Below are 25,032 nucleotides of genomic sequence, written 5' to 3'. Positions count from 1 at the left end.
AAATCAGAATATTTTGTGTTTAGTTTTTTTTCTCTGGTTTTCAATCCTTTGATTCAGCTTTTCCCGAAATTCTATATACTTCGGATCTTTTTCATCGTCAGATCTGTGTTCTAAAGCTTTATTAATTTTAAAATTTTCTTTAATAAAATCTTTAGTTTCCTCAGAAAAATAAGCGTTTCCAAATTTCTCAAAAACATAATTGACTGCCTGAGAATTGGGGTGAATCATATCATCTTTGTAGAAACGGTAATCTCGAAGATCATCCATCAAAATCTCGTAAACTGGCAGATAATGACAGTTTTCGATTTCTGAAATCACTTCATGAATGGCCGTAATTAGTTTTGATTTGCTCAACTGATTTTCGATCATTCCATCTTTTGTATGACGAACAGGCGAAACAGTAAACAAAACCTGAAGATCGTCTTTGCAAATGTCTTTTAAATTCAGAATGGTGTCGTAAATAGAATCTGTGAGTTCCTGATGAGTCAGCAATCTTTTTTCAAAAAACTTCTGCGGAATTTTATGACAGTTCGCAACCAGTTTTTTTTAGGTTCAAATTCATAAATGAATGAAGTTCCATACGTGATGATCACCCAATTAGAATCCTGCAGGAACTGATTTCCAACAACAATTTTTGAATTAATTTTCTCTAAAGTCTGATGGATAAACCTCGTATCAAAACTTGAATGATGATCGAGCGAAATAAATTCATCATTAAAAACAATTAATTCTTCTTCATTATAAAACTCAGAATCATGAAGTCTTTTGATAGAATTATTTATTGAATAAGGATTAAACAAGGTTCCAAACGGATTGTTTACTGTTTGTAATTGCCCTTGCTTAAATAATTCAGACATCTCAGAAGCAAAGCATGATCCTATTGAAAATATTTTATCCTCAGCTTCAATCTTGTTTTCAAATTCCTGAATATTAACTTCTGTCCTGAATTTCATTTATATTAGGTAAGAGATTGGAGATATTAGGTTGCAGGTAAACTGCTATCTACAACCTATTATCTTCAACCTGAAATTTAGCTTTCTCTTCTCAAAAGGTAGTTTGCCAACTCAGCAAACGGTTTTTTCTTGTCTTCTGCAATGTCGATTTTCGCAAGATAACTTTGACCGATTTCATTATGTTTTTCGATCAGACGTAATGCTTTCTCGTCAACTTTTGTTCTTCTGAAAATCTTTTCAACACCGTACACTTTATCAATATTATCGGTTTTTTTAGAGTACCAATAATCCAATTCTTTTTTCTCTTCTTCCGTACCGTGTTCTTTTGCTAAAAGGTAAAGAACGGTCTTTTTATTTTCGTAAATATCACCTGCATGTTTCTTCCCAAACTGAGCCTGATCTCCGAAAACATCCAAATAATCATCCATAATCTGGAAGGCAATTCCGATGTGTTTTCCGAAGTTGAAGATAGCCTTGGCATCTTTAAACTGAGCCTTTGCAATCAATGCACCGATCTCAAATGAAGATGCGCTTAAAACTCCGGTTTTATAAGTAATCATTCTGATGTAGTCATCAAAAGTCACATTTTCCTGAGTTTCAAAATTGATATCATATTGCTGACCTTCGCATAAAAGCAAGCCTGTATGGGTGAAAATTCTGATACACGCTTTGAAAATTTCAGGTTCAAGATCTTCGAAGAATTTATACGCTTTCAGCATCAATCCGTCTCCTGAAAGAATTCCGACGTTGATCCCGTGTAAAGTATGGATTGTAGGCTTGTTTCTTCTTAAAGGCGCTTCATCCATAATATCATCATGAATCAAGGTAAAATTATGGAAAAACTCAATCGCCAAAGCGGGCTTTATTGCCTGTTTCATATCACCACCGAACAAATCGCACGCCATCAACACCATAATCGGACGAAGGCGCTTACCACCGTGCGAGATGATATAATTCATCGGCTCATACAATTCTGCGGGTTTATCTTTGAACGTGTATTTATTAATGGCGTCAGCAACAATCTGTTGGTAGGTGTCTAAGAATTCCATAAAAGATTTTAATTTGAACAAAAATACGATTTTCTGAGGGGTTTCAAAACAAAAAACTTTGCCTGTTAAGACAAAGTTTAGTGATATGATTTATTTCTTTAATTAAGTCAAATACGTTACCGCAAGATAAGTAAGCGCAGCAACAATTGCTGAGATTGGAATGGTTAAAACCCAAGCCCAAAGCAAGCTTACTGTAATTCCCCAACGTACTGCAGAAACCCTTTTGGTTAATCCAACCCCGATGATCGAACCGGTAATCGTATGCGTTGTAGAAACCGGAATTCCAAAGTGATCAGTAATGAAAAGCGTGATTGCACCAGCAGTTTCAGCACTTACACCTTCTAATGGCGTTACTTTCGTAATTTTAGTACCCATTGTTTTAATGATCTTCCAACCTCCACTCATTGTACCCAAAGCGATCGCAACAAACGAAACTAAAGGAACCCACATGTAATGTTCTGCAAAATAATTAAAACGTTCAGCAGATTCAATATTTAAATAAATAGGATCCTGAAGCATATTTACGTGGTAGTAGATCAATGCTGCCCCGATGATTCCCATTACTTTCTGAGCATCATTAAGACCATGTCCTAAACTAAACAAAGCCGAAGAAACCAACTGTAATCTCTTGAAAGATTTATCAGCTTTATGGGGATTTGATTTTTTATAAAGATGTACAATAATTAAGGTAATGATAATTGAAATAATCATCCCGATGACCGGAGCAAGGAAAATAAACAGGAAAATTGGAATTACTTTACTGAATTTCACAACATCCTGACTTGCTACTTTAGTAATTGTCTGTTTTAAAGTATCAAATATTCCCAAATCTGGAGTGGCAGCTACAACTTCACGGTAATCCATCAAGAAAGCGTGCATCAATGCTGCTCCCAAGAAACCACCAATCAAAGTGTGAGATGATGAAGAAGGAATCCCAAACCACCAGGTCAAAAGATTCCATGCGATAGCAGCAATCAATCCTGAAAAGATAACTTCTAAAGTAATAAAGTTCTCATTGACGGTTTTTGCAATCGTGTTACCGATTTTAAACTCACCAATGATGTAAGCTGCGATAAAGAAAGCTGCAAAATTCCAAACTGCTGCCCAAAGTACCGCCTGAAACGGAGTTAAAACTTTTGTTGAAACAATTGTCGCAATAGAGTTGGCAGCGTCATGAAAACCATTAATATAATCGAAGATTAAAGCCAAAGCAATAATAACCGTAAGTAAAATAGGAAAATCCATTTTTTGTTATGTATTGTTTTTTTTAAGCGTATTTAATCATGATGTTCTCAATCGTATTGGCAACATCTTCTGCTTTGTCGGTTACGATCTCAAGATAATTAAGAACTGATGATATTTTGATGATATTGATGGCATCATTCGTCTCGAAAAGCTCTACCATAGAGTTTGAAAGAAGATCATCAGCAATGTTCTCGATAGAATTTACTTTGATACAAGCTTCTTTTACTTGCTCCATGTTCTTAAAACCTTTCAGGTTTTTCATCGCATTCTGAATTTCAAGACAAGCCTTGTGAATCAATAGTGAGAAGTCTGCATAAGCCTTCATCATCGGAGACTTGTACAAGAAAATATATTTTGTAGAAGCGTAGATATAATCTGCAATATCATCTAAACCTGTTGCCAAAGTGTGAATATCTTCACGGTCGAAAGGTGTGATGAAGTTTTTTCCCAATTCAATAAAGATCTCGTGAGTAAGTTCGTCATTTTTGTGCTCGTAGTCGCTCATCAGTTTCAACATTGCATCGTCATTAAGATCGAAATCCTTTACTCCGTTGTTGAAATCATTAGACATTGCAACTAAATTTTCTGTTACTTTTTCGAAAAGCACAAAGAAGATTTTGTCTTTTGGCTGAAATGCGTGGAAAATATTACCAATTGCCATTTGTAAATTGTATTTAATTTATTCGTGTGCAAATTTCCTAAAAAAGCACCTTAACAAAAAGCATCCAGCATTAATTTTTGTTAATATTGGGTTAATATTTGTTCACATCAAAAACCAACAAGAAAAACACTTGCATATCTCTATTATAATCAGTGATTTAGGTTTAAATACTGCAATATTTTTAATTAAAAAAAACAAAAAAAGCCGACAAAATTGCCGGCTCAAAATATATTTTAGGTTTAAGATCAGTTCGCCTCTTCAGCTCTCATGTCTTTACCTTTAAACTTCATAGATTGAAGATTTCCTATAAGCTCATTGCTAAAAGATTTTTCAACTTCAAAGAAAGAGAATTTCTCAAGAATTTCGATATTTCCAATCTCAGCTCTTTTGCTTCCTTTGCTTGATGTAGCTTTGTTGATGATTTCCAATACATCTAGTTTTTTCAACTGGTCTTTTTTACCAAGGTTGAAGAAAAATCTAGTCATATTTTCGTCTCTCTGTCTTGGCTTACCACCACGATCTCCTCTTCTTTCACCTCTGTCGCTACGTTCGTTGCGATCTCCTCTATCACGATCTCTTCCTCTGTCACGGTCTCTTCCACCTCTGCTGTCTCTGTCTCTTCCACCTCGGTCATCATCTCTGTTGTTGAACTTCTGATCCACAAGATCCTGCTTGTCCTTATAGTACAAAGCAAAGTCTTTCAACTGGAACTGTAGCAACTGAACAACCAATTCTTCTTTAGTGAAATTACTTAAATCAGGAACAAGACTTTGATCAAATTCAAAGATAGTTTCGTGCTCTGTCATTAGTTTTTCAAAAACTCCTTTTACCTGAGCCGAAATTACTTCGTCACCAGTAGGAATTTTCTTCTCAACGATATCAATTTTCGTCGTAGATTTTATCTGCTTCAGCTTTCTGCTTTCTTCAGGCTTGATCAATGACATAGAAATACCGTCTTTTCCTGCTCTACCTGTTCTTCCGCTTCTGTGTACAAAAACTTCAGGATCATCCGGTAAAGAGAAGTGAATAACGTGCGTCAATGAATCAACATCCAAACCTCTTGCTGCAACGTCAGTCGCCACCAAGATATCGATGTTTTTCAATCTGAATTTCTTCATTACCGTATCTCTCTGCGCTTGAGAAAGATCACCATGAAGAGCATCAGCTGCATAACCGTTTTGCATTAAAAAGTCTGCAACCTCCTGAGTTTCCATTCTTGTTCTACAGAAAATAATAGAATACTGGTTCGGGTTTGCATCAATTAGTCTTTTTAGAGCTTCTTTTTTGTTACGGTAACCTACCACATAGAATTCATGCTTGATGTTCTTTTTAACTTCGTTAATAGAACCCACAGAAATACGGTGCGGAGTTGTAAGGTAACTTTTAGAAATTCTTTCAACCTCTTTGCTCATCGTTGCCGAGAACAAGAAAGTTTGTTTTGTTTCAGGAGTTTCTCTCAAAATTGTTTCCAATTCGTCTTTGAAACCCATAGATAACATCTCATCTGCTTCATCCAAAACCAACCAGTGGATTTCAGAGAAGTCAAGAGCTTTTCTGTTGATCAAGTCGATCACCCTTCCCGGAGTACCCACAATCACTTGTGGCTTATCTCTCAAAGAACGCATTTGATCCGTAATACTGCTTCCACCATAAACTGCTGTAGTTTTGATGTTTTTCATGTACTTCGAATAGTTGTTAATGTCTTTTGAAATCTGTAGACATAGTTCTCGTGTCGGGCAAAGCACCAAAAATTGGATTTTGCGACTCGTATCGTCAATCATGTCCAAAATCGGAAGCGAAAACGCTGCTGTTTTGCCTGTCCCTGTCTGCGCAAGTGCGATTAGATCGCGAATATCTGATTGAATAAAAGGGATAGTCTGTTTTTGGATTTCTGTCGGGCTTTCGTAACCCAGTTCGCCAATGGCCTTAAGGATATCAGGACTTAAATTGGTCTCCGTAAATAAATTCATTAATTAATATAAAATTTTTGCAAAGATACAACTAATTATTGGATTATGCTTTATATAATATTAACGAATTGATAATTTTAATTTAGAAAACTCTAAGTATTTTCGAATTTATGCAAAAAAAGGACAAAAATTTTATTTTAAATTTAAAAAACCCTCAAATTCCTTTTATTTTATCGATTTATTTGAATTTTTCATTAATACTTATGAATTATTTAAATGAAAGATAAAAACTGCAAGTCTGATTAGATTTCTTTAATTTTGATTAAAATAATAAAGAAAATGACGGCTACACTTTCAAAAAAAATATTTGATTATCTGAAACAGCTCGATGAAAACAACAATCGAGAGTGGTTTAACGACAATAAAAATCTTTTCACTGAGGCTCAGGAAGAATTTGAAAATTTTGTAGAACAACTTATTCAGGAAGTCGGAAAATCTGATGAAAAAGTAGCGAAACTCAATGCTAAAAAATCATTGCTCAGAATTTATAGAGACATTCGTTTTTCTAAAGATAAAACGCCTTACAAAAATTATTTCGGTGCATCACTCGGAATGGGAAAAAGCAACGAAAAATCGGGTCACTACCTTCACATTCAACCCGGAAAATCATTTATTGCCAGCGGAATTTACCTGCCTGAAGCACCTGTTTTAAAAGAAATCAGAAAAGAAATATCAGTCTTTAAAGATGAATTTTTAAAAGCAATTGATCACAAAGATTTCAAAAAATACTATGGTGAATTAGACCGTGAGCATGAGTTGAAAAAAATTCCTCAAGGTTTTGAAAAAGAAGATCCAATGGCGGAATATCTTAGACTTAAAAGTTTTATCGGAGTTTATAACCTGACAAATAAAGATGCCATGGATAAAAACGCTGTACAAAAACTAACTGATATTATGAATTCTGCAAAACCTTTTAATGATTTTTTAAATGCGCCTTTTTCAAATGCTTCTGAGTAATCCACAGCTTCCAAACAACATAAATAACTCATAAACAAGGCTTTACATTTGTGATATTTTAACATCGTTTTAACATTTTTCACTATCTTTGTCGGTCGTCATAAAAAAAAGAAAGCAATGTCTTTATATCAGCAACTCGCAGAAAAACTACAGTACATCACTCCAGGTTTTTACAAACAGAGATATTTTAAAAGTTTACATCAATTAACTAAAGAAAATTTTTCGAAGCGTAATGTAGAACCCGAATTGGTCTGGATTAAAGAATTTCTGCCTAAAAGTGCAGTCATTTTAGATATTGGCGCCAACGTGGGAACGTTTCTTTATCAGTTAGAAAATACACTTTCGCATTCCAATATTTACGCCTTTGAACCAAACAAAAAGCTGAATTCGAGACTGAAAAGGTTATTTCCGGCGATGCATATTCTGCCTTTGGCACTTTCTGACGAAAATACGACCGCTGAATTTAAAGTTCCCATCATCAATGGAAAGATGGTCGCTTCAAGAGGAACTCTTAATACTTCTTACAAAGAAAAAGGCGAAGAAAAAAGCTATACCGAACAGGTAAAAGTAATTAAACTAGACGATTGGGCAGCGATTGAGAATTTCAACAAAATCGATTTCATCAAAATTGATGTTGAAGGAAACGAAATGAAAACACTGCACGGCGGAAAAAACATCATCAAAAAATTCAAACCCACTTTAATGGTTGAGATGGAACAAAGACACCACGACCAACCCATCTGGAACGAAATTTCAGAAGTGGAAAGCTGGGGTTTTGATGCCAATTATTTAAACAGAAAAAATTTCCAAATCGAAAGACTGACCGAAGAAATCCTAATTAAAAATACCACTGACGAAAAAAATAAGACCGACTACATCAACAATATAATTTTTATTCCAAAAAACTATTAAAAAAAAATTATGAGTGTAGTTGCTAGACAGGGCTTTAAGTATTCTGTGATTGGTTACATTGCGACGCTGATCGGGATGTTTTCCATTTTTATTTTTACGAATAATCTCTTTTTCTACGGAACATTAAGATACATCATGTCTGCAGCAGAAATGCTGGTTCCTTTTGTTGTTTTAGGCATATCCTATTCTAATGTGAAATTTTTTGGCAAAGCTCAAGAAGATGGTAAAAATCAAAACATGCTTTCTCTCTCTTTAGCATTAGTCTGTATCAACTTTTTACTTTTTCTGATTATTTTTCTCCTCATCCCTTTTTTATTTCCTGAATTTACAAAAATGAAAATCTGGGAAAGTAAGAAATACATTCTTCCACTTGTCTTAACTCTCTCACTTTGCGCAGTTTTTAACCGATATATTTCCAATTATAAAAGAATAGTAGTTTCGAATATTTTTGATAATCTTTTACCAAAATTAGCGAATCTGGGATCTTTCTGTCTCTTCTTTTATTTTCAGTTTTCAGAACAAATTGCGCTAGCTTTTTTCTTCGGAATGTTTACATTGATGCTCACCGGATATATTTACTACACTAATAAGCTTGAAAAAGTAAAGCTTGATTTCAGCAGAGATTATTTTAAAAAAGATCATTTTTACAAAGAGTTTGCTGCCTACAGTTTTTTTGGATTTTTAGGAACTTTCGGAAATCATATGGCAATCAATAACTACATGATCGGGGAGTTTATCGGGGAAGAAGAGATTGCTGTTTACAGTATTTTACTGGCACTTATTTCTTTGATATCCATTCCGCAATTAGGATTGTTTAATATTTCTGCGCCAATTATCAGAAAAAATTTGGCCGATGGAGATATGGAAGAGCTCGACAGATTTCACAAAAAAACTTCATTAACCATCTACTTTTTGGGAGCTGTTTTGTTTGGCTGCATTATGGTTGGATTTCCTTATCTGACGCATTTTATGCCTAGAAAAGGAGACTTACTGAGAATGTACGAACCCGTTATCTGGATTTGGGGATCGGCAGTTTTAATGGATTTAGCAACCGGTTTCAACGGTAATATTATCTCGCTTTCAAAATATTACAAATTCAATATTATCGTGATGCTTTTATTGGCGGGTTTAACGATAAGTTTAAACTGGTATTTCATCAACCATACCGACCTTTCTCTGATTGGAATTGCTTTGTCTACTGCAATTTCTGTTACCATTTACAATGTGATAAAAGTCGTATTCAATTATTTTATGTTTAAAGTCTCACCTTTCTCGATTGAGATGATTTTCGTATCGATTATCTGTACTCTGGCGATTACGGTAGCGATTGTATTGCCTGTTTTTGACAATAATTTCATCAATCTTGTTTATAAACCTGCGGTCGTTTTAATTCTGATTTTTATTGGAAATCATTTCACCAAAATCTTCCCAATCGAGGATTATCTGAATATGAAATTCATTAAAAGTGTCTTGAAATTTAAATAGAAATCAATTGATTCAGAAGCTCTTCCACATCTTTTTGAATTTTTTCACGGCTAAAAGCTTTCTGAAAATCAAATGTTGAATTTTTTAGTTTTTGAAATTGCTCAATCACATTTTCTTCTTCAGGAATGATAAACTCAAGTTTTGAAGAATAGTTAGCAGGAAAAACAGCGAACTTCCCATATTTGATGGCATCGCCTAAATTCCCGGTCATCTTTGTCTTTCCGTAAATCTCTTTATTGCTGAAAAATTCCGTTTCCTCCTGAATCGGACACCAGAGAACATCTGCTTTTTTCATCCATTGATCGAAGATTTCAGAAGAAACCCTTTGTGGAAAATATTTTATTTTAATATTTTCAGGAATAATCTTTGACAAGTTTTCTAATTTTCTCAACTCTTCACCTTGAGCTTTTCCCAAAAAAACAAAAGTTATATTTTCTTTAATCTCAGAATTTTGAATTATTTCAAAAACACGCTGATAATCTCTTCTTTTCTGAGAAACTCCACCCGGAATAACGATTGTTAGAATTTCACTTTTTATTTTTTCAAATGATTTGGTATAAAAAAGAGGCAGGAAATTAAGCTTATCAGAAGACAATTCCTGATCGAGAACCAAATGATGATGAGCTTTTCCGTAAGTTTTATTTGCGTAAAAAAGACCTTCTTTCCACCATAATTTTAGACGATAAATCAAATCATTTTTGAAAACGTTTTTAAGTAAATTAGCCTTTGAAATTTTTGAAAAATTGAGATTATGAACAATAACCGAAGTGTTATATTTCTGACTAATCGCTAAAAAAGTATTGAAATAACGGTGAACCGTTCCGATAATAACCAAATCATATTTTTTCGTCGACAACTGATCCAAAATCATCGAAGAATCTGACACATGAACACATTCGTCACTTTCTTTGATTTGATTTTGAATCTTCTCTGAAAAATAATAATCCACAGAAAGTGCTTTTGAATCATGCAGTAAATCCATAAAATCCTGAGCAATTTCTGCGTGGGTATCGATTTCTATGTAGGCTATTTTTTTCAATGAATTATTTTGTAAGTTTTGGCTAAAGCCGATCGCATGATTATTTTTTGTAAACGGGTTAAAGCCCATTCCTATTGAATTTAAAATTTAAACCATTTCTTTTTAAATAGATCCCAACGGTGTTCATTAATTATTTTCTGTTCATCTTTCGAAATCTTCAACTCTAAATTTTGAGATTTGCATTTTTCGTAAGCATTGATAATTTGGAACAGAAATGACGGCGACTTTATTTTTACGGCTTCTTTTGCAGCCGCAACATACGTTAGAAATCGGTTTAAACCTAAAAAATAAAAGTATCTTCCGTAATAATCTGCAGGTTTTATCGTGTAATCTGCACCTTTTACTTTGATTAATTTCACATGTAATTCAGGCAAAACAATTTCTTCCCAGCCTAGATTTTTAAGCAAAATAGAATCAATATTGTCCCATCCTAAAGTTTCCCTTAAACCTCCGATTGCTTCGAAACATTCTTTTCGGTAAGCTTTCATTGGACCGCGAACATGGTGTTTATTCGAGTTGCCTTCATACACCCAATCTCCATTTTTTTCAACATACAATAAACCACCAACTAAACCGTATTTTGAATGATTGACAAATGCGTTCTCCACTTCAAAGAGATAGTTATCATTTAAAATAATGTCCGCATCAAACTTACAGATGATGTCAAAATCATCGATATTTTGAGTTTTCAAACCATTTTTAAAAGCATTCACCACTTTTGAACCCGGCTGATGAGCAGACTTCGCCAAATCAATGGTCGCAAAACGAGAATCTGCAGCTGTGTATTTTCTGATGACTTCAGAAGTTTTATCCGTAGAACCATCGTTCACGATAACCACTTTAAAATCTTTAAAACTTTGCTGCTGTAAAGAATCTAAGGTGAACGGAAGATTTTCCTGTTCGTTGTGTGCGGGAATGATGATTAAAATTTCAAATCTATTTTTGAATTATTGAGTTATTAAATTGATTAAGAAATAATTAAAAATCATTCATTACCAATTATTTATTACCCATTATTTATTGTGCGGTTTCAACATATTTCTTGGATCAAGAATTTCGTCTAACTGTTCTTGAGAAAGTAGCTGTTTTTCCAATACCAAATTGTATACACTTTGTCCTGTTGCAAGAGCTTCTTTTGCAATCTGTGTAGACTGTTTGTAGCCAATATATGGATTAAGCGCAGTCACAATTCCGATGCTGTGTTTGACCATATTGAGACAAACTTCCTTGTTTGCAGTAATTCCCACCACACATTTTTCACGAAGCGTATCAAGTGCGTTACATAGAAAATGAATGTTTTCCATGATGGCATGCGAAAGAACGGGCTCCATTACATTTAACTGCAATTGTCCGGCTTCTGCTGCAAAAGTTACCGTTAAATCATTTCCAATCACTTTAAAACAAACCTGATTCACTACTTCGGGGATTACAGGATTTACCTTTCCAGGCATAATGGATGATCCGGGCTGCATCGGAGGTAAATTTATTTCAGATAAACCAGCTCTTGGTCCTGAAGACAATAATCGTAAATCATTACAGATTTTTGAAAGTTTTAAAGCCAAACGTTTCATCGCTGAAGAGTAAATAACATACGAACCTGTGTCCGGAGTTGCTTCAACCAAATCTGGTGCTGAAACAACGGGATAGCCTGTAATCTCTGCTAAATTTTTAGCACAAAGCGTTGCATACCCTATCGGAGCATTAATTCCCGTCCCAATTGCGGTTGCGCCCATGTTGACCTCAACAAATAAATTGGCATTACTGTCTAATTTAGAAATATCTTCTTCAAGAGTTGCTGCAAAAGCTTCAAACTCCTGCCCCATCGTCATCGGAACGGCGTCTTGAAGTTGGGTTCGACCCATTTTGATTACATCCTGAAATTCAACACCTTTTGCACGGAAAGCTTCAACAATTTTTTTCAGTTTTTCAACTAAAGTTTCATTCATCTGCAACAATCCCATTTTGATGGCTGTAGGATAAGCATCGTTTGTAGATTGTGAAAGATTGATATGATCGTTTGGTGAACAAAATTCGTATTCACCTTTATTTTTTCCTAATTTTTCTAAAACTCTGTTGGCTATTACTTCGTTAGCATTCATATTAATGGAAGTTCCCGCTCCTCCCTGAATCATGTCAACAGGAAACTCAGTATGGAATAATCCACCAATCAATTCGTCACAGGTTTCAGCGATTTTAAAATATAAATCCTGATCAAGTAAACCTAACTCATAATTGGTTTTTGCTGCCGCTTTTTTTACGAAGGCCAAACCTTTTATAAATTCATGATAAGATGAAAGAAGCTGACCAGATATTTTGAAATTATCAATCGCTCTCTGCGTCTGAACCCCGTAATATGCATTAACCGGAACATTTAGTTCACCTAACAAATCACTTTCTTGTCTGAAATTTTCCATTAAAATATTTTTTAACAGTTTAAATTATTTTAAATGATAAAAAACACACCGTTGAAGATGCGCTTTTTTAATTTATTTTGTTGGATATTTTTGATTCAAAGACTGTAAAATAGCCCATGTTTCAGCGTCTAAAACACCGCTATAATTTTGTGGTCTGAAGTGATATTGTAAAGCTTCTATGGTTTTTTTTGTAGCATCGTCCCATTTTCCGTTTGGCAACAGATCATAACCAAATTTTTGTAAAGCAGTCTGAACTAAAAAAATAAATGATGGCTCATTATACTTTGTTTCAATATCTGTTTGGGCTAACAATAATAGGTTTTGTTTTGCCATTTCATCATACCACATCCCAATCTGATATTCGTCGTACAGTTTTTTCCAAGGAAAAAGTGGTCCCGGATCCTGCTTTCTTGTCGGAGCAATATCTGAATGCGCCAAAACATTGGTTGCCGGAATATTGTATCTCGTCACAATATCTTTTGCCAAAGCAGCAACTTTTTTAATCTGATCATCACTGAATGGTTCAAAAGTTTTTGCTCCGGTTACATCCGCTTTATAACCCAAGTTCACGATTTCAATCCCAATTGAAGTATCATTAAGGTTTTTATCGGTGCGCCAAGCGCTTACACCAGCGTGATATGAACGTTTGTTCTCATCAACTAATTGGTAAATTTCGTTATCACCCAAATTATTCACTAAATAATGTGCGCTTACAGATTGCTTTGTAAGAACCTCGATCGATTTATCATCAGGTAAAACCGTGTAATGTAAAATCAAATATTTTTGTCTGAAATTCTGAGCAATTGCTGGAAAATGTGTTTTCACAACTTTATATCCTGCAGGTTTTGCAGAGACGATAGACCCGTAACTTGTAGTGTTATCATTTTTAGTGATATCTGCAATATTTGTTCTGAAAAATTCAACGCCATGTTCAGTTGCAACTTCAGGTTTATTTTTTTCTAAATTTTGAGAGTTAACCGCCGTTTTTGGTTGTGTCACAGTAGTTCTCGGCTTGTAAGTACTTTTCTTTACATTTTTTTGCGAAGTACAAGAAAAAACAAGAGTACTTAAGCCGATGATATATAATGTTTTACGCATTAGTTTAGATTTTTAACCGATTATTCCCTCAAAAATACACAATTTTTTTCTGAAAATTATTTGGTAAATAAAGAAATCTATTCTATATTTGCACTCGCAATAACGGAACAGCGATCATTCAAAATAACGTTATAACAGGAGAGTTGCCTGAGAGGCCGAAAGGACATGTTTGCTAAACATGCGTACTGGTAACGGTACCAAGGGTTCGAATCCCTTACTCTCCGCAGCAAAAATTAATTCGGGGCGTAGCGTAGTCCGGTCATCGCGCCTGGTTTGGGACCAGGAGGTCGCAGGTTCGAATCCTGCCGCCCCGACTGTTTTAGTAATTTTCTCAAAATTACAAATGGGTGCGTAGCTCAGCTGGATAGAGCATCTGCCTTCTAAGCAGACGGTCTCAGGTTCGAATCCTGACGCGCTCACTAAAAAAGAGAAATCAATATTTGATTTCTCTTTTTAGTTTCTATACAAATCCTCTTATCTAAAAATCTACTGGATAGAGCATCCCCATTTCTATCTAATGCATCCAAAGCTTTCTTAGCTTAAAAAATCCCTATTCTAAAAACAATCTTTAATTTACCTATTATAATCAAAATTTGTTTTTAAAAAAAATAAGCACCGAAAGACACTATTTTTATCACATTTTTGAAAAAAAGTAAGTTTTAATTAAAAATTTAAACTTGATTTATCTAAATTGTAAATTAAATTTCTACTTTTACAACATGGAAAAACAGGATTTACTTATACTTAAACATTTATCTAAGGGTGTGAAAATTGCTGAGATGGCTGAGCTTATGAAATCAAAACCAGAAACGGTAATGAGTACAAGTTCTATTGAAAAAAGACTGAATACTATCAGAAAACAGTACAAAGCGAAAACATTATTTCATTTAGCTGTTATTCTGAAAAACGAAAATATTATTTAATCATACAAATAAGAGTGAATCAAGCCATTTGATGAAGAAGTTTACAATGTATAGATTCTGAAGAATTTTCTGGTATTGGGCGTCATTATATTTAATTTTTATAAATTCGTGCCTTATTTACAAAGTCTTAGATCAAGAATGAAAATCAAACCAAATTTCACCGCATTGCTCACGTATTTACCCGCAAAAGATGGCGTAAAAACAACGCCAGTTTCCTCAGGATACAGATCGTCTATCAAATTTCCGTTTGATTTGGAATTGTATATTGGAGTGCAGACATTTGCAGAAACTGATTTGGTGTTTCCGGGAGATACAGTTACTGCAGAAATAGCTCTATTGAAGAGCGACTACGTTACCGGAAAAATTTATGAGGGATTAGATTTTGATTTTTTTGAAGGAGAAAATTTAATTGGGCATGGCGTTGTAACCAAAGTTATCTAATAATTTTAGAAGTTATATTTTACTCTAACCCTTTTTTATAGGTGGCTAAAGCTCTTTCTCGGGCAGATTTATGTTCTACCATTGGCTTAATGTCATAATTTTTCGGAAGCCATTGATTGATATATTTTGAATCTTTATCAAACTTTTGCGTTTGTGCATCAGGGCTGAATACTCTAAAATAAGGAGCTGCATCGCATCCGCAACCTGCTGCCCACTGCCAGTTTCCGTTGTTGGAAGACAATTCATAATCTAAAAGTTTTTCTGCAAAATAGGCCTCACCCCACCGCCAGTCGACCAATAAATGTTTGGTAAGAAAACCTGCGGTAATCATCCTTACTCTGTTGTGCATAAAGCCTGTTTCGTTGAGCTGCCTCATTCCCGCATCGACGATTGGGTAGCCGGTTTTTCCTTCACACCAAAGCGTAAATTCTTTTTCGTCATTTCGCCATTCAATATTTTCATACTTTTTTTTGAAGCAACCTTTTACAACATACGGAAAGTGAAACAAAATCTGCATAAAAAATTCTCTCCAGATCAATTCATTAAGCCATGTTTCGTTGTGTTTCACCGCAAACTCTACACATTTTCTCGTGGAAATTGTACCGAAGCGAAGCGCAATTCCCAAACGAGTCGTATGATCTAAAGCAGGAAAATCTCTGTGTTTATCATAAGAATCAATGATTTTTTTCTCTAAAGCAGGTTTTTTAAATTTAAAATCAGTTTTTTCAAAACCTATTTTTTTTAAACTGATGACATTTTCATGCTTTGCAGGAAGAAAGTTTTTAAAATTACCATCAAATTTCTCAATTTTAATGGCGTTAAAATTTTCTTTCCATTTTTTTGAATAGGGGGTGAAAACCGTGTAAGGTGTATTATCACTTTTAAGAACATCATTTTTCTCAAAAATAACCTGATCTTTAAAATCAGAGAACTCAATATTATTTTCATTTAAAAACCGAGCAACTTCATGATCTCTTTTTATAGCCTGAGGCTCATAATCTCTGTTGCAGAAAACCGTATCAATCTCAAGATCTTCAGCGAGTTGTTTAAAAACTTCTAAAGGGTTCCCGTAAAAAGTTTTTAGAGTGGTTTTATAATCTTTAAATTCATTATTAATTTCCGTCAATGCCTGATGAATATAATCTACCCTTCTGTCTGATTTATCGCTCAATTGATCGAGAATTTCTTTATCAAAAATAAAGATTGGCAAAACTTTCAAATCAGATTGTAAGGCATGAAATAATGCGGCATTATCTTCAAGTCTTAAATCTCTTCGGAACCAAAAAACATTAATTTTACTCATTTTACTATACAATCATTTAATTACAATTATTAAAGAATTCGCCGTTTCCAATCTTCTGAACTTTCAATTCTAAGCGCAAAAGTACAAATCTTAAACCATGAATTTTAACTTAAGATAAATGATCAACAATCGAAGCGGTGTGCTTAGAGGACAGCATTTTCGAGTAAAATTAAATGACTGAAAATCAATACATTTAAATTTTACTATGTGAAGAATTTAAAATATTTTTATAATAATCCTCTTAAATTAGGAATAAGACATGGATTTATCCTAATTTTGATTAATAATCCGTAAAATAAATATGTACAGCGGTATATTACTACAAAGATATTTATGATGAATATAAGAATTAAAGGTTCCGGCAGCTATACTCCTGAAAACGTGATGAAAAATGCCGATTTTACCAATCACGTATTTTTGAATGAAGATGGTTTGGCAATCAAATTTCCTGAGTCTATTATTGGAAAATTTAAAGATATTACCGGGATTGAAGAGCGCAGATATGCCGATTCTCAGCATGTAACATCAGATCTGGCTTATTTCGCAGCCGAAAAAGCAATCGAAGATGCAGGTATTGACAGAGAAACGATTGATTATATCATTGTAGCACACAATTACGGAGACATTGAGAAAGGGAAAATTCAGTCTGATACAGTTCCGAGTATTGCAACCCGTGTGAAAAATAAATTACGCATAAAAAACCCAAGCTGTGTTGCTTATGACTTGTTGTTTGGCTGTCCGGGTTGGAACGAAGCGATGATTCACGCAAGCTCATTTGTAAAGGCAGGTATTGCCAAGCGTTGTCTGGTAATTGGTGCAGAAACTTTATCCAGAGTTACCGATCCTTACGATCGTGATTCTATGATCTATGCTGACGGTGCAGGTGCAGTTATTGTAGAAGCTACAGATGAAAATAACGGAATCCTTTCTCATGAAAGTGCTACTTATTCTTATGACGAAGCCAATTTTTTGTTTTTCGGAACTTCTTATAAGCAGGATGACGAGTCTGACATCCGATATATAAAAATGAAAGGCAGAAAGATCTATGAATTTGCTTTAACTAAAGTTCCTTTAGCGATGAAATCTTGTCTTGAAAAGGCAGGAATTGACATAAAAGATTTAAAAAAGATCCTAATTCATCAGGCAAACGAAAAAATGGATGAAGCAATTATTGAAAGGTTCTACAGTCTGTATGATTTGGCAGTGCCTTCAGATATTATGCCGATGTCTATTCACAAATTTGGAAACAGTAGTGTGGCAACAATCCCGACATTGTATGATCTGATTATGAAAGGTGAAATGGATGAGCATTCTTTCACTGAAGGAGATATTATCCTTTTCGCATCTGTTGGTGCAGGGATGAACATTAATGCATTTACTTACAGAGTTTAATTTCAACTCTTTTAATTAAAATAAATTATTCATTATCAAAACTTTTGGTAATGAATTTTTTTTATGCCAAAACACTCCACTTCTTACTTCTGAGATAAAGGCTTCCAGTAACCATCACGAATAAAACTCCAACAATAAATCCACCAATCACATCTGTAAACCAATGTGCTCCCAAATATATCCTAGAAACCGCTCCCAAAACAATCATTGCCAGACAAACCAAGCTGATAATAATTTTTAAAGATAATTTCAAAATATTAGAGTATAAAGCAATCACAATCAGAGTTCCAAAAAAGGCTGTATAAAACAAAACATGGCCACTCGGAAAGCTCTGATGATGCGTTTCTTCTACAATTCTCACAAAATCGGTAGTCGGTCTCGGACGATCTATCAATATTTTTAAAACATAACTTACACCACCAGACAATAAACAAGAAAATGTAAAAAGGGCTTCTTTTTTATAGCTAAATAATAAAAATATCAACGAAAACGCAGGAACTATTGCAGCCGCTACATAAACTGTTCCGAGCCAGCTAAAGCCTTTCATCATAACATCCAAAATCTCACTCTGATCTTCCTGAAGTTCCTGAGAAACCAAAAGATCCCAAGATTTTGGAGAAGAATCGACAACATAAAAGCTTAAAAGGAGAAATACAATGATAAAAAATAGAGTAAAACACAAAAAGAGTTTCGTCTTTTTATCATTGAAAAATTTTGAGAAACTACTTTGAGCGCTATCACTGTTACTTTCCATGTTTTTGCTGAATTTTAATTGAAATAATGAGAATTTTGAATTGCAAATTTGATGCAAATCTTTACAAACTAATACATTTTGAGACTCAATATCAATTTAATGATAAGATTAGTGTTTTTTAGATTATTAAAAAGAGAAAATTAAAGTATATTTAAAATCTTAAAATGAAAAAGTCAATTGCTAAAATTATAGGTTCAGGTATTCTTGCGAGTTTTTTAGCAGGAACAATTTTCATGATTGGATTTTTGATCTTCATCGATATGCAAACTCCAAATCATTATGAAGACGGCACACCTAAAATGAATTGTTTTGGAGGATTGCAATATGGCATTGCGATAGGAATTCAAATTCTCATAATTTTTGCTCATTTACCAGCTTTTTTAAATCTATTTAAACCAGTCAGAGAAAATAAATACTTATCATTTCTTGCATTCTTCGGCATTCATTTTTTGTATCTGATTTTTATCATCGGAAGTCTTTCCGAATTTTCAGGCGAAGAGTTTTTAATTATTATTCCTTGGGTTAATTGGCTGGTTTGGGGATATTATTATTTTAAATTCAGAAAAATGATATCTATCAAATTTTAAGATTCTAAAGTTTTTTTACAGCTCTACATTTCTACATGGATAATACATTTTCTGACAACAATCAAATCGGAGTAGTTTCTACTTTTTCTGAGCTTGTAAATACTAATTTTCAGGAGACTGTGAATGCGATTTGTTGGGAAAGAAATTTAGTCGGGGATTTTAAAGAAATTGTTTCTAAGCTTCAACTAAAAGACAATATTACAGAAGTTTACCCTGAAGATCTTTTAGCATTACAATTGACAGAAAATGGTTGTATGGCAAGAGAAATTATTCTAAATGATTTACAATTACTAACGGATTTTGGAGCATTGCCTTCACTCAATTTATTGAAAAATTATGAGCGAGATGATGAGTTTGATTTCATTTCGACAGACGTTTATTCTTTTCATGTAGATCGTTCTCCTATTGGTACCAGCACTTTTTTATGCACTTATTATGGAGCTTCAAGTGATATTTTACCCAATGATCATGCTACACAAAAAATCCTGATTCCTGAAATTCGGGGAAAACTTAAAGAATTACACGATGGTTCGGATGCAGAATTTGAAGGCTTTTTGAAAGAAAACTATTTTGATTTGCATTATCAACCCAAACCTGGTGCTCAGCCAACAAATTTAGGTTTGGGTCATCTGTGGAGATTATCAGTTGATCATCCTGAGCAGCAAGTTTTACCATGTATTCATCGTGCACCTATGGAAAATAATGGTGAATATCGGTTGCTTTTGATTTGTTAAATGATTTTTTTCTAGCTTAAATTCAACTCAAACTTTAATTGATTTAAGCTTAATTAATGTGAAGTATTTCTCTTTAGATAAATTAAAAAAATCCTCAAAGATTCGTTTAAAATAAAATCATTGAGGATTGATAATTGAAAAATGTATACTATTGTTCGTGCCTTAAAATTCAATATTTCTTTACATTATATATTTTGAGTGTATACTTCTATCTTATTATCCTGAAATATTTGAAATTGATGTTTTTGTGGATCAAACACTACCTTAATACCTTGGTATTCAAATGTGTTTTTCGTTGTAAATTTAAGTGAAATATAATCCTGTCCTGATTCCGAACCCTGAAAGATTAAACTGTTACCGTTTGAAGAAATCGTTACCGATTCTTTTTTATCTTTTGTAAAGTATGTTCCTCTAATCGCAGCAAATTCTTTATCAGAAAGCTCTTCTATTTTATTAAAATCAGGTAACTCCGGTTCGTTATTGTAGGCAAACTCCGTAAGGGTAATCAAGATCTGTTCAAGATCAATATTTACTGCATTAGTAAGCACCACAATTCCTAAATTTTCTTTAGGGAAATACCAGTAATCTGAATAGTAATTTTCTACTCTGCCTCCATGTTCATAAACTTCATTTTTACCTAATGCAAGTTTCATGATACCCATTCCATATTCTTCTGTAGTCTTAGGAAGCATCATTTTCAGGCTTTCAGCAGAAATCAATTTATGGTTACATAAGGCAAAAAGAAATTTATTAACGTCACTCGGTGTAGAAGAAATTCCGCCACTAGCCGGATGGTTGGAGAAATTTACAGCTGCATTTCTCAAAAACTTATCCTGAATATTGTAAGAGAGCGCTTCATTCTGTTTGCTGTCGGTTTCAAACGAATAGTAGGTATTTTTTAGATGAAGCGGTTTGCAAATTTTTTCATCAAGAATCTCTGCAAAAGGTTTTTGATATAGTTTTTCAAGGATGAAACCAAGCAACGCATAGTTGGTATTGCTATATTCAAACTTAGAACCTGGCTCAAAATTACTTTTCTCATTAACAAAGAAATCAATAAAGTCTTTTTGAGAATGCAATGTTTTTTCCCAAGTATTTTCGCCTTCAATCTCTGTAAAATTGATTATTCCTGAACGTTGGTTAAGCAAGTGCTTTATTGTTATCTTATCAGCATTTTTAACCTCAGGATAATATGCAGAAAGCTTGTCGCCAAGCGTTAGTTTCTTTTCCTCCACAGCTTTTAATATGAGTGCACCGGTAAAGGTTTTTGTTAAAGAAGCAATACGAAATTTTGTATTGTTATTATTTAGCAATTTTGAGTCTGCATCCGCATACCCTATGGCTTTTGCATAAATAATACTGTCCTTATATGAAACTGCAACACTGCCCATCATCTTTTTCTGTATGAACAGATGGTCGAAATAAGTATCTATTTTTTTCTGTGCTGAGAGATTGCTACTGAAAGCTGCTACAGTAAAAACAGCAACCGCAGATGACTTTTTTAAAACTGAAAAAGTATTAGTAATGATATTCATAAGACTATATTAAAGGAAATAAATAAAATTAAGTCCACAAATATAATATTAATTCTCAATAATGTGATATTAAAATTAAAAGCTATTTTCTCTTCTTCCAAGAATATCATGATCTTTTGAAAAAAGATTAGAAAAAATAGGATGCGTTGTTTGAGATGATTTGTTATGATTATTTCCCGATACAAAACTTAGAAAAAATATTCCCCAACACTTCATCATTGGTCACTTCACCGGAAATTTCGCCAAGATGTTCCAAAGCATTTCTCAGTTCATAAGCCAAAAGCTCAGTAGAAATTTGAGTTGTGATTGCATCCTTTACTTTATCAACTGCTTCCAAAGATTTTCCTAAAGCCTCGTAGTGACGCTGATTGGTAATCACGACATTACCTTCTTCAGATTGTAATTGTTCAACGTAGGAAGATAATTCGTCTTTCAAATCTTGGATATTTTGATTTTCTACTGCTGAGATCATAATAAAATCAAAATCTTGTGAAATTTCAGCTCTGAAAATATTTTCTACAAATTCATATTGATGAGGTAGAACTTCATCAATTTTTGTGGCGCAGATAATCAATTTCAAATCATCTCTTTGCAAAGATTTAATCATCTCAATGTCTTCCGCAAAGTCTTCTGTCGCTGCATCTGCGAGGTACACCAGAATATTGGCATTGGCTACTTTTTCCTTTGCCTTCTTTACACCAATCGCTTCAATTTCGTCTACGGTTTCACGTAAACCCGCAGTATCAATCAATCGAAAAGCATGACCTTTAATATGAAGAATTTCTTCAATCGTATCTCTCGTTGTGCCCGCAATATTGCTTACAATAGCTCTTTCCTCTTTCAGCAAAGCGTTTAATAAAGTAGATTTCCCGGCGTTGGGTTTACCGATAATAGCAACTGCAGTTCCATTTTTGATAGCATTTCCGTATTGGAAACTTTCAATAAGAGAACTTAATTTAGCTTCAATTTTATCGAGTAATTGATTCAAAGCAGTTCGGTCTGCAAATTCAACATCTTCTTCGGCAAAATCTAATTCCAACTCAATTAATGAAACAAAATTTAATAAATCTGTCCTTAAGAATGAAATTTCATTGGTAATCCCACCTTTCAGTTGATTTAAAGCTACTTTTCTCGAAGCTTCATTTTCAGAAGCAATCAAATCAGCAATAGATTCTGCCTGACTTAGGTCAATTCTGCCATTCATGAAGGCACGCATTGTAAATTCACCAGCTTTTGCCATTCTTGCTCCGTTTTTAATCAAAACTTCAAGAATTTTCTTAGCAATATGGGGTGATCCGTGAAAGGAAATTTCCACAGAATCTTCTGCTGTAAATGTTTTCGGAGCTTTAAAAACAGAAACCATTACCTCATCTATTACCTCATCATCATCTTTGATAAAACCGTAATGAACAGTGTGCGACTGAGCTTTTTCAAGATTTTTACCTTCAAAAATTTTTGCTGAAACCGAAATAGCATCATCCCCGGAAATTCTGATAATTCCGATAGCTCCGATTCCGTTGGCAGTGGCAAGTGCGCAGATAGTGTCGTGATTCATTTTGCAAAATTACGGAAATTTAGCAGGTTAAAAAATGCAAAAACATTCAAAGTTCAAAGTCTCGAATTCAATATTGAAAAATTCAAATTTTCAACAACCCAGACACTCTTTAGCTTTTTTAGGAGCCAGGAACCTGCTGTCCGCTATATCTTTTTTGTCATTGCGGGCAAAGTGAAGCAATTTGTTCAACTTTTAGTCAGTCGCAATGACAAAAAAGGATGCCGCTTCCATCAGGGCTAAACTTCAATGGGTTATTAAAACGTTGGTTTCAGTAAAAATATTCAACATTTTTTGTAGCTTAATTATACAAAAAGATTTCTGAACTTTTCAAGATTCGACGAAATCATCAATATTTAATAAAAGTTGATTTTATATCTTATTAATTACAATTTAGACATCTGTATTAGTTTTTCTAACTTCTATGAATAATAATTTGTACTTTTTCATTTGTTTAATTAATTATAATATCTTAAACAATTTATTTAAATCATAATATGGGGATTACCGCTATACTTATAGTTCTATTGATTATTACGATATTTCTTGTATCTAAGATTCCAAAACTTACCCTTTTCAAGAAAGTGCTTATTGTACTTGCTGTTCTGTTGCTTTTTATAGGTGGTGTAACAGGTTTTGAAAGTGGAAGGCGGCCAAATCTTCAGGAAGTTGAAATAGCTCAGGAAATTCAGAATGAAAACAAAGGCAATTCTAAAAAGGGAAACAGCAACCAAAAAATAGTAGTAAAAGACTCTTTAAATGAAGTGATGTCGGAAAAAGATATATTGTTCAATGGGAAACTCCCGAGGTATTTTATGGTTAAAGAATTTGAAAAGACTTTCGGAAAGGTCGACAGCACTAAGTTATTGGCTGAAGAAGAACCTTGCACGTTTATCTTTGATACAGAACCCCAAACCGGCAGTATGAATGACAATAAATATTTTACAAAGACGGTTCGCGATTTGAAAATTTTAAAGAAAAAGTAGCTGTAGATGAATTTCGATTTTTAAAAAACAATTTCATCCTGTTCAAAGGAAAAAAATTAAGTGCTTTAACGACCGTTATTGAACTTCAGAAAATATTTCCAAACGCAGTCAAAAATATTGGAACAATGGATGTTTACGGTGAAGGTAATTTACAGGTCATTCAGTTGAGAGAAGATGAAAACAATGTTTCTGATGGTCACCTCAATATATTTCTTAAAAACGGAAAATTATATTTTATGCACTGGTGGTTTCCTTGTTAAAGAGACTAAAAGAACCTATATAAATTTTGAAAAAATATCAATGAAAAATACCATAATAATCGCCTTCCTCACATTATGCACAAGCTGTGAAGGAAAAAAACAGACCAACGAATCCATCCAAAATTCTTCGCCTGAAATCGAAAAATCATCATTGTGGGTAACAAAACCGATTCCATAAAAGCAAAAGAAATTTTTCAAATTCCCACTATTCGATATTCTAATGTGGAGAATGGCTACACATTTAATCTACCTTTTAATAACAGAATTACATATATTCCATCTCAAAACAGCCAAAATAGCTATTACAAATTTCAATGGAAAGTGACCGACGATTTCGCAATTGACAGCAATGATAAGGGTTTTAAACGTTTTTCTGTTTCCAATTTCATTCCTTATCTTTCATCTTCTTCGTCTGAGGAAGGCGATTTTTTAATCGTAAAAAGTAACAATAAAATTAAACTAACTACTGCAGATTTTCTAAAGGCTGCAGACGAAGTTTTCTATCAGGATGAAAACAGTGCCATCTTCAGTGATTATGGTAAATTGAAAGCGTTCTATTTTGAATATCTTCCCAAAACATCTGAGTATTTGGTTTATTTAAGCGACACACCTTTTCAAAATAAACGTCCGGAAGCAAAACCTGATGAAATAACTAATCAGTTGCTTCATCAGATTCGAATGGCAAAAAACATTTTTAAACCTATTACAAACCAGGATAAAAGCTGGAATTCCTACGAAAAACAGCTTTCAATTTTAGAAAGAGATTTTTCAAAAAACTAAAT

Annotated in this window: 24 protein-coding genes, 3 tRNA genes and 1 pseudogene; 15 read left to right on the top strand and 13 right to left on the bottom strand. The window is 33.7% G+C overall.

What is annotated here, in order from left to right:
• Positions 1–3: 3 nt before the first annotated feature.
• From EAG08_RS16665 to EAG08_RS16645, 5 genes and pseudogenes are all read right to left on the bottom strand, one after another.
• A pseudogene (locus EAG08_RS16665) lies at positions 4–953 on the bottom strand (GSCFA domain-containing protein).
• Between the two features lie 77 nt (positions 954–1,030).
• Positions 1,031–2,002, bottom strand: coding sequence for a polyprenyl synthetase family protein (locus EAG08_RS16660; protein WP_129536419.1), 972 nt, complete (start codon positions 2,000–2,002; stop codon positions 1,031–1,033).
• Between the two features lie 102 nt (positions 2,003–2,104).
• Complete coding sequence (locus EAG08_RS16655) at positions 2,105–3,247, bottom strand: inorganic phosphate transporter (RefSeq protein ID WP_129536418.1); 1,143 nt, start codon at positions 3,245–3,247, stop codon at positions 2,105–2,107.
• 22 nt (positions 3,248–3,269) lie between these two features.
• Entirely contained in the window at positions 3,270–3,908 is a 639-nt protein-coding gene (locus tag EAG08_RS16650; RefSeq protein ID WP_129536417.1) for a DUF47 domain-containing protein, read from the bottom strand.
• 245 nt (positions 3,909–4,153) lie between these two features.
• Positions 4,154–5,878 carry a DEAD/DEAH box helicase gene (locus EAG08_RS16645; RefSeq protein WP_129536416.1) on the bottom strand — a complete coding sequence of 575 codons (1,725 nt, stop codon included), beginning with the start codon at positions 5,876–5,878 and terminating at the stop codon, positions 4,154–4,156.
• 279 nt (positions 5,879–6,157) lie between these two features.
• On the opposite strand from EAG08_RS16645, the gene EAG08_RS16640 reads away from it, so the two are divergent.
• From EAG08_RS16640 to EAG08_RS16630, 3 genes are all read left to right on the top strand, one after another.
• Positions 6,158–6,835, top strand: coding sequence for a DUF2461 domain-containing protein (locus tag EAG08_RS16640; protein ID WP_129536415.1), 678 nt, complete (start codon positions 6,158–6,160; stop codon positions 6,833–6,835).
• A 117-nt stretch (positions 6,836–6,952) separates the two neighbouring features.
• Positions 6,953–7,747, top strand: a complete 795-nt coding sequence (locus EAG08_RS16635) for an FkbM family methyltransferase (protein WP_129536414.1) — start codon at positions 6,953–6,955, stop codon at positions 7,745–7,747.
• 9 nt (positions 7,748–7,756) lie between these two features.
• A complete protein-coding gene (locus EAG08_RS16630) occupies positions 7,757–9,232 on the top strand; it encodes a lipopolysaccharide biosynthesis protein (protein WP_129536413.1) in 1,476 nt (491 codons plus the stop codon).
• Here the strand turns inward: EAG08_RS16630 and EAG08_RS16625 are convergent.
• The 4 genes from EAG08_RS16625 to EAG08_RS16610 all read right to left on the bottom strand — a co-directional run bounded on the left by EAG08_RS16625 (position 9,225) and on the right by EAG08_RS16610 (position 13,783).
• Positions 9,225–10,271, bottom strand: a complete 1,047-nt coding sequence (locus EAG08_RS16625; protein WP_129536412.1) for a hypothetical protein — start codon at positions 10,269–10,271, stop codon at positions 9,225–9,227. The genes EAG08_RS16630 and EAG08_RS16625 overlap by 8 nt on opposite strands.
• 80 nt (positions 10,272–10,351) lie before the next feature.
• The gene (locus EAG08_RS16620; protein ID WP_228446881.1) at positions 10,352–11,188 is read right to left on the bottom strand and encodes a glycosyltransferase; all 837 of its coding nucleotides are present in this window, start codon (positions 11,186–11,188) and stop codon (positions 10,352–10,354) included.
• A 96-nt stretch (positions 11,189–11,284) separates the two neighbouring features.
• Positions 11,285–12,685, bottom strand: coding sequence for an aspartate ammonia-lyase (gene aspA / locus EAG08_RS16615; protein ID WP_129536410.1), 1,401 nt, complete (start codon positions 12,683–12,685; stop codon positions 11,285–11,287).
• A gap of 72 nt (positions 12,686–12,757) precedes the next feature.
• A complete protein-coding gene (locus EAG08_RS16610) occupies positions 12,758–13,783 on the bottom strand; it encodes an N-acetylmuramoyl-L-alanine amidase (protein WP_129536409.1) in 1,026 nt (341 codons plus the stop codon).
• A 137-nt stretch (positions 13,784–13,920) separates the two neighbouring features.
• Between EAG08_RS16610 and EAG08_RS16605 the strand changes: the two genes are divergently transcribed.
• The 5 genes from EAG08_RS16605 to EAG08_RS16585 all read left to right on the top strand — a co-directional run bounded on the left by EAG08_RS16605 (position 13,921) and on the right by EAG08_RS16585 (position 15,147).
• Positions 13,921–14,007 (top strand) — tRNA-Ser (locus EAG08_RS16605).
• 15 nt (positions 14,008–14,022) lie between these two features.
• Positions 14,023–14,097 (top strand) — tRNA-Pro (locus tag EAG08_RS16600).
• Between the two features lie 31 nt (positions 14,098–14,128).
• Positions 14,129–14,202 (top strand) — tRNA-Arg (locus EAG08_RS16595).
• A 300-nt stretch (positions 14,203–14,502) separates the two neighbouring features.
• Positions 14,503–14,706 carry a hypothetical protein gene (locus tag EAG08_RS16590; RefSeq protein WP_129536408.1) on the top strand — a complete coding sequence of 68 codons (204 nt, stop codon included), beginning with the start codon at positions 14,503–14,505 and terminating at the stop codon, positions 14,704–14,706.
• Positions 14,707–14,844: 138 nt separating this feature from the next.
• Positions 14,845–15,147 (top strand): hypothetical protein, encoded by a 303-nt coding sequence (locus EAG08_RS16585; RefSeq protein WP_129536407.1) that lies wholly within the window; start codon positions 14,845–14,847, stop codon positions 15,145–15,147.
• A 19-nt stretch (positions 15,148–15,166) separates the two neighbouring features.
• Here EAG08_RS16585 and EAG08_RS16580 read toward each other — a convergent pair whose 3' ends face one another.
• Positions 15,167–16,450 (bottom strand): cryptochrome/photolyase family protein, encoded by a 1,284-nt coding sequence (locus EAG08_RS16580; protein WP_129536406.1) that lies wholly within the window; start codon positions 16,448–16,450, stop codon positions 15,167–15,169.
• 336 nt (positions 16,451–16,786) lie between these two features.
• On the opposite strand from EAG08_RS16580, the gene EAG08_RS16575 reads away from it, so the two are divergent.
• Positions 16,787–17,842 carry a 3-oxoacyl-ACP synthase III family protein gene (locus EAG08_RS16575; RefSeq protein ID WP_129537284.1) on the top strand — a complete coding sequence of 352 codons (1,056 nt, stop codon included), beginning with the start codon at positions 16,787–16,789 and terminating at the stop codon, positions 17,840–17,842.
• 61 nt (positions 17,843–17,903) lie between these two features.
• On the opposite strand, the gene EAG08_RS16570 is transcribed toward EAG08_RS16575, so the two are convergent.
• A complete protein-coding gene (locus EAG08_RS16570) occupies positions 17,904–18,596 on the bottom strand; it encodes a phosphatase PAP2 family protein (RefSeq protein ID WP_129536405.1) in 693 nt (230 codons plus the stop codon).
• Positions 18,597–18,760: 164 nt separating this feature from the next.
• Between EAG08_RS16570 and EAG08_RS16565 the strand changes: the two genes are divergently transcribed.
• Both EAG08_RS16565 and EAG08_RS16560 read left to right on the top strand, forming a co-directional pair.
• A complete protein-coding gene (locus EAG08_RS16565; protein WP_129536404.1) occupies positions 18,761–19,183 on the top strand; it encodes a hypothetical protein in 423 nt (140 codons plus the stop codon).
• 35 nt (positions 19,184–19,218) lie between these two features.
• Entirely contained in the window at positions 19,219–19,917 is a 699-nt protein-coding gene (locus EAG08_RS16560; protein WP_129536403.1) for a DUF1826 domain-containing protein, read from the top strand.
• Between the two features lie 185 nt (positions 19,918–20,102).
• Here EAG08_RS16560 and EAG08_RS16555 read toward each other — a convergent pair whose 3' ends face one another.
• Both EAG08_RS16555 and mnmE read right to left on the bottom strand, forming a co-directional pair.
• Positions 20,103–21,452: a serine hydrolase domain-containing protein gene (locus EAG08_RS16555; RefSeq protein WP_129536402.1), complete on the bottom strand. Its 1,350-nt coding sequence runs from the start codon at positions 21,450–21,452 to the stop codon at positions 20,103–20,105.
• Positions 21,453–21,621: 169 nt separating this feature from the next.
• A complete protein-coding gene (mnmE, locus tag EAG08_RS16550; protein WP_129536401.1) occupies positions 21,622–23,007 on the bottom strand; it encodes a tRNA uridine-5-carboxymethylaminomethyl(34) synthesis GTPase MnmE in 1,386 nt (461 codons plus the stop codon).
• Between the two features lie 494 nt (positions 23,008–23,501).
• Here mnmE and EAG08_RS16545 point away from each other — a divergent pair, with 494 nt between their 5' ends.
• From EAG08_RS16545 to EAG08_RS16540, 4 genes are all read left to right on the top strand, one after another.
• The gene (locus tag EAG08_RS16545; protein WP_129536400.1) at positions 23,502–23,990 is read left to right on the top strand and encodes a hypothetical protein; all 489 of its coding nucleotides are present in this window, start codon (positions 23,502–23,504) and stop codon (positions 23,988–23,990) included.
• A gap of 125 nt (positions 23,991–24,115) precedes the next feature.
• Positions 24,116–24,250, top strand: coding sequence for a hypothetical protein (locus tag EAG08_RS22720; RefSeq protein WP_262696750.1), 135 nt, complete (start codon positions 24,116–24,118; stop codon positions 24,248–24,250).
• Between the two features lie 40 nt (positions 24,251–24,290).
• Positions 24,291–24,428: a hypothetical protein gene (locus EAG08_RS21425; protein ID WP_164998583.1), complete on the top strand. Its 138-nt coding sequence runs from the start codon at positions 24,291–24,293 to the stop codon at positions 24,426–24,428.
• Complete coding sequence (locus EAG08_RS16540) at positions 24,404–25,030, top strand: hypothetical protein (RefSeq protein WP_129536399.1); 627 nt, start codon at positions 24,404–24,406, stop codon at positions 25,028–25,030. Before EAG08_RS21425 ends, EAG08_RS16540 begins: the two co-directional genes overlap by 25 nt.
• Positions 25,031–25,032: the final 2 nt, after the last annotated feature.

The sequence above is a fragment of the Chryseobacterium sp. 3008163 genome, from assembly GCF_003669035.1.
Classification (GTDB): Bacteria; Bacteroidota; Bacteroidia; order Flavobacteriales; family Weeksellaceae; genus Chryseobacterium.
Note: the sequence above shows the minus strand (reverse complement) of the source record. Positions and strands in the feature narration are given on the sequence as shown.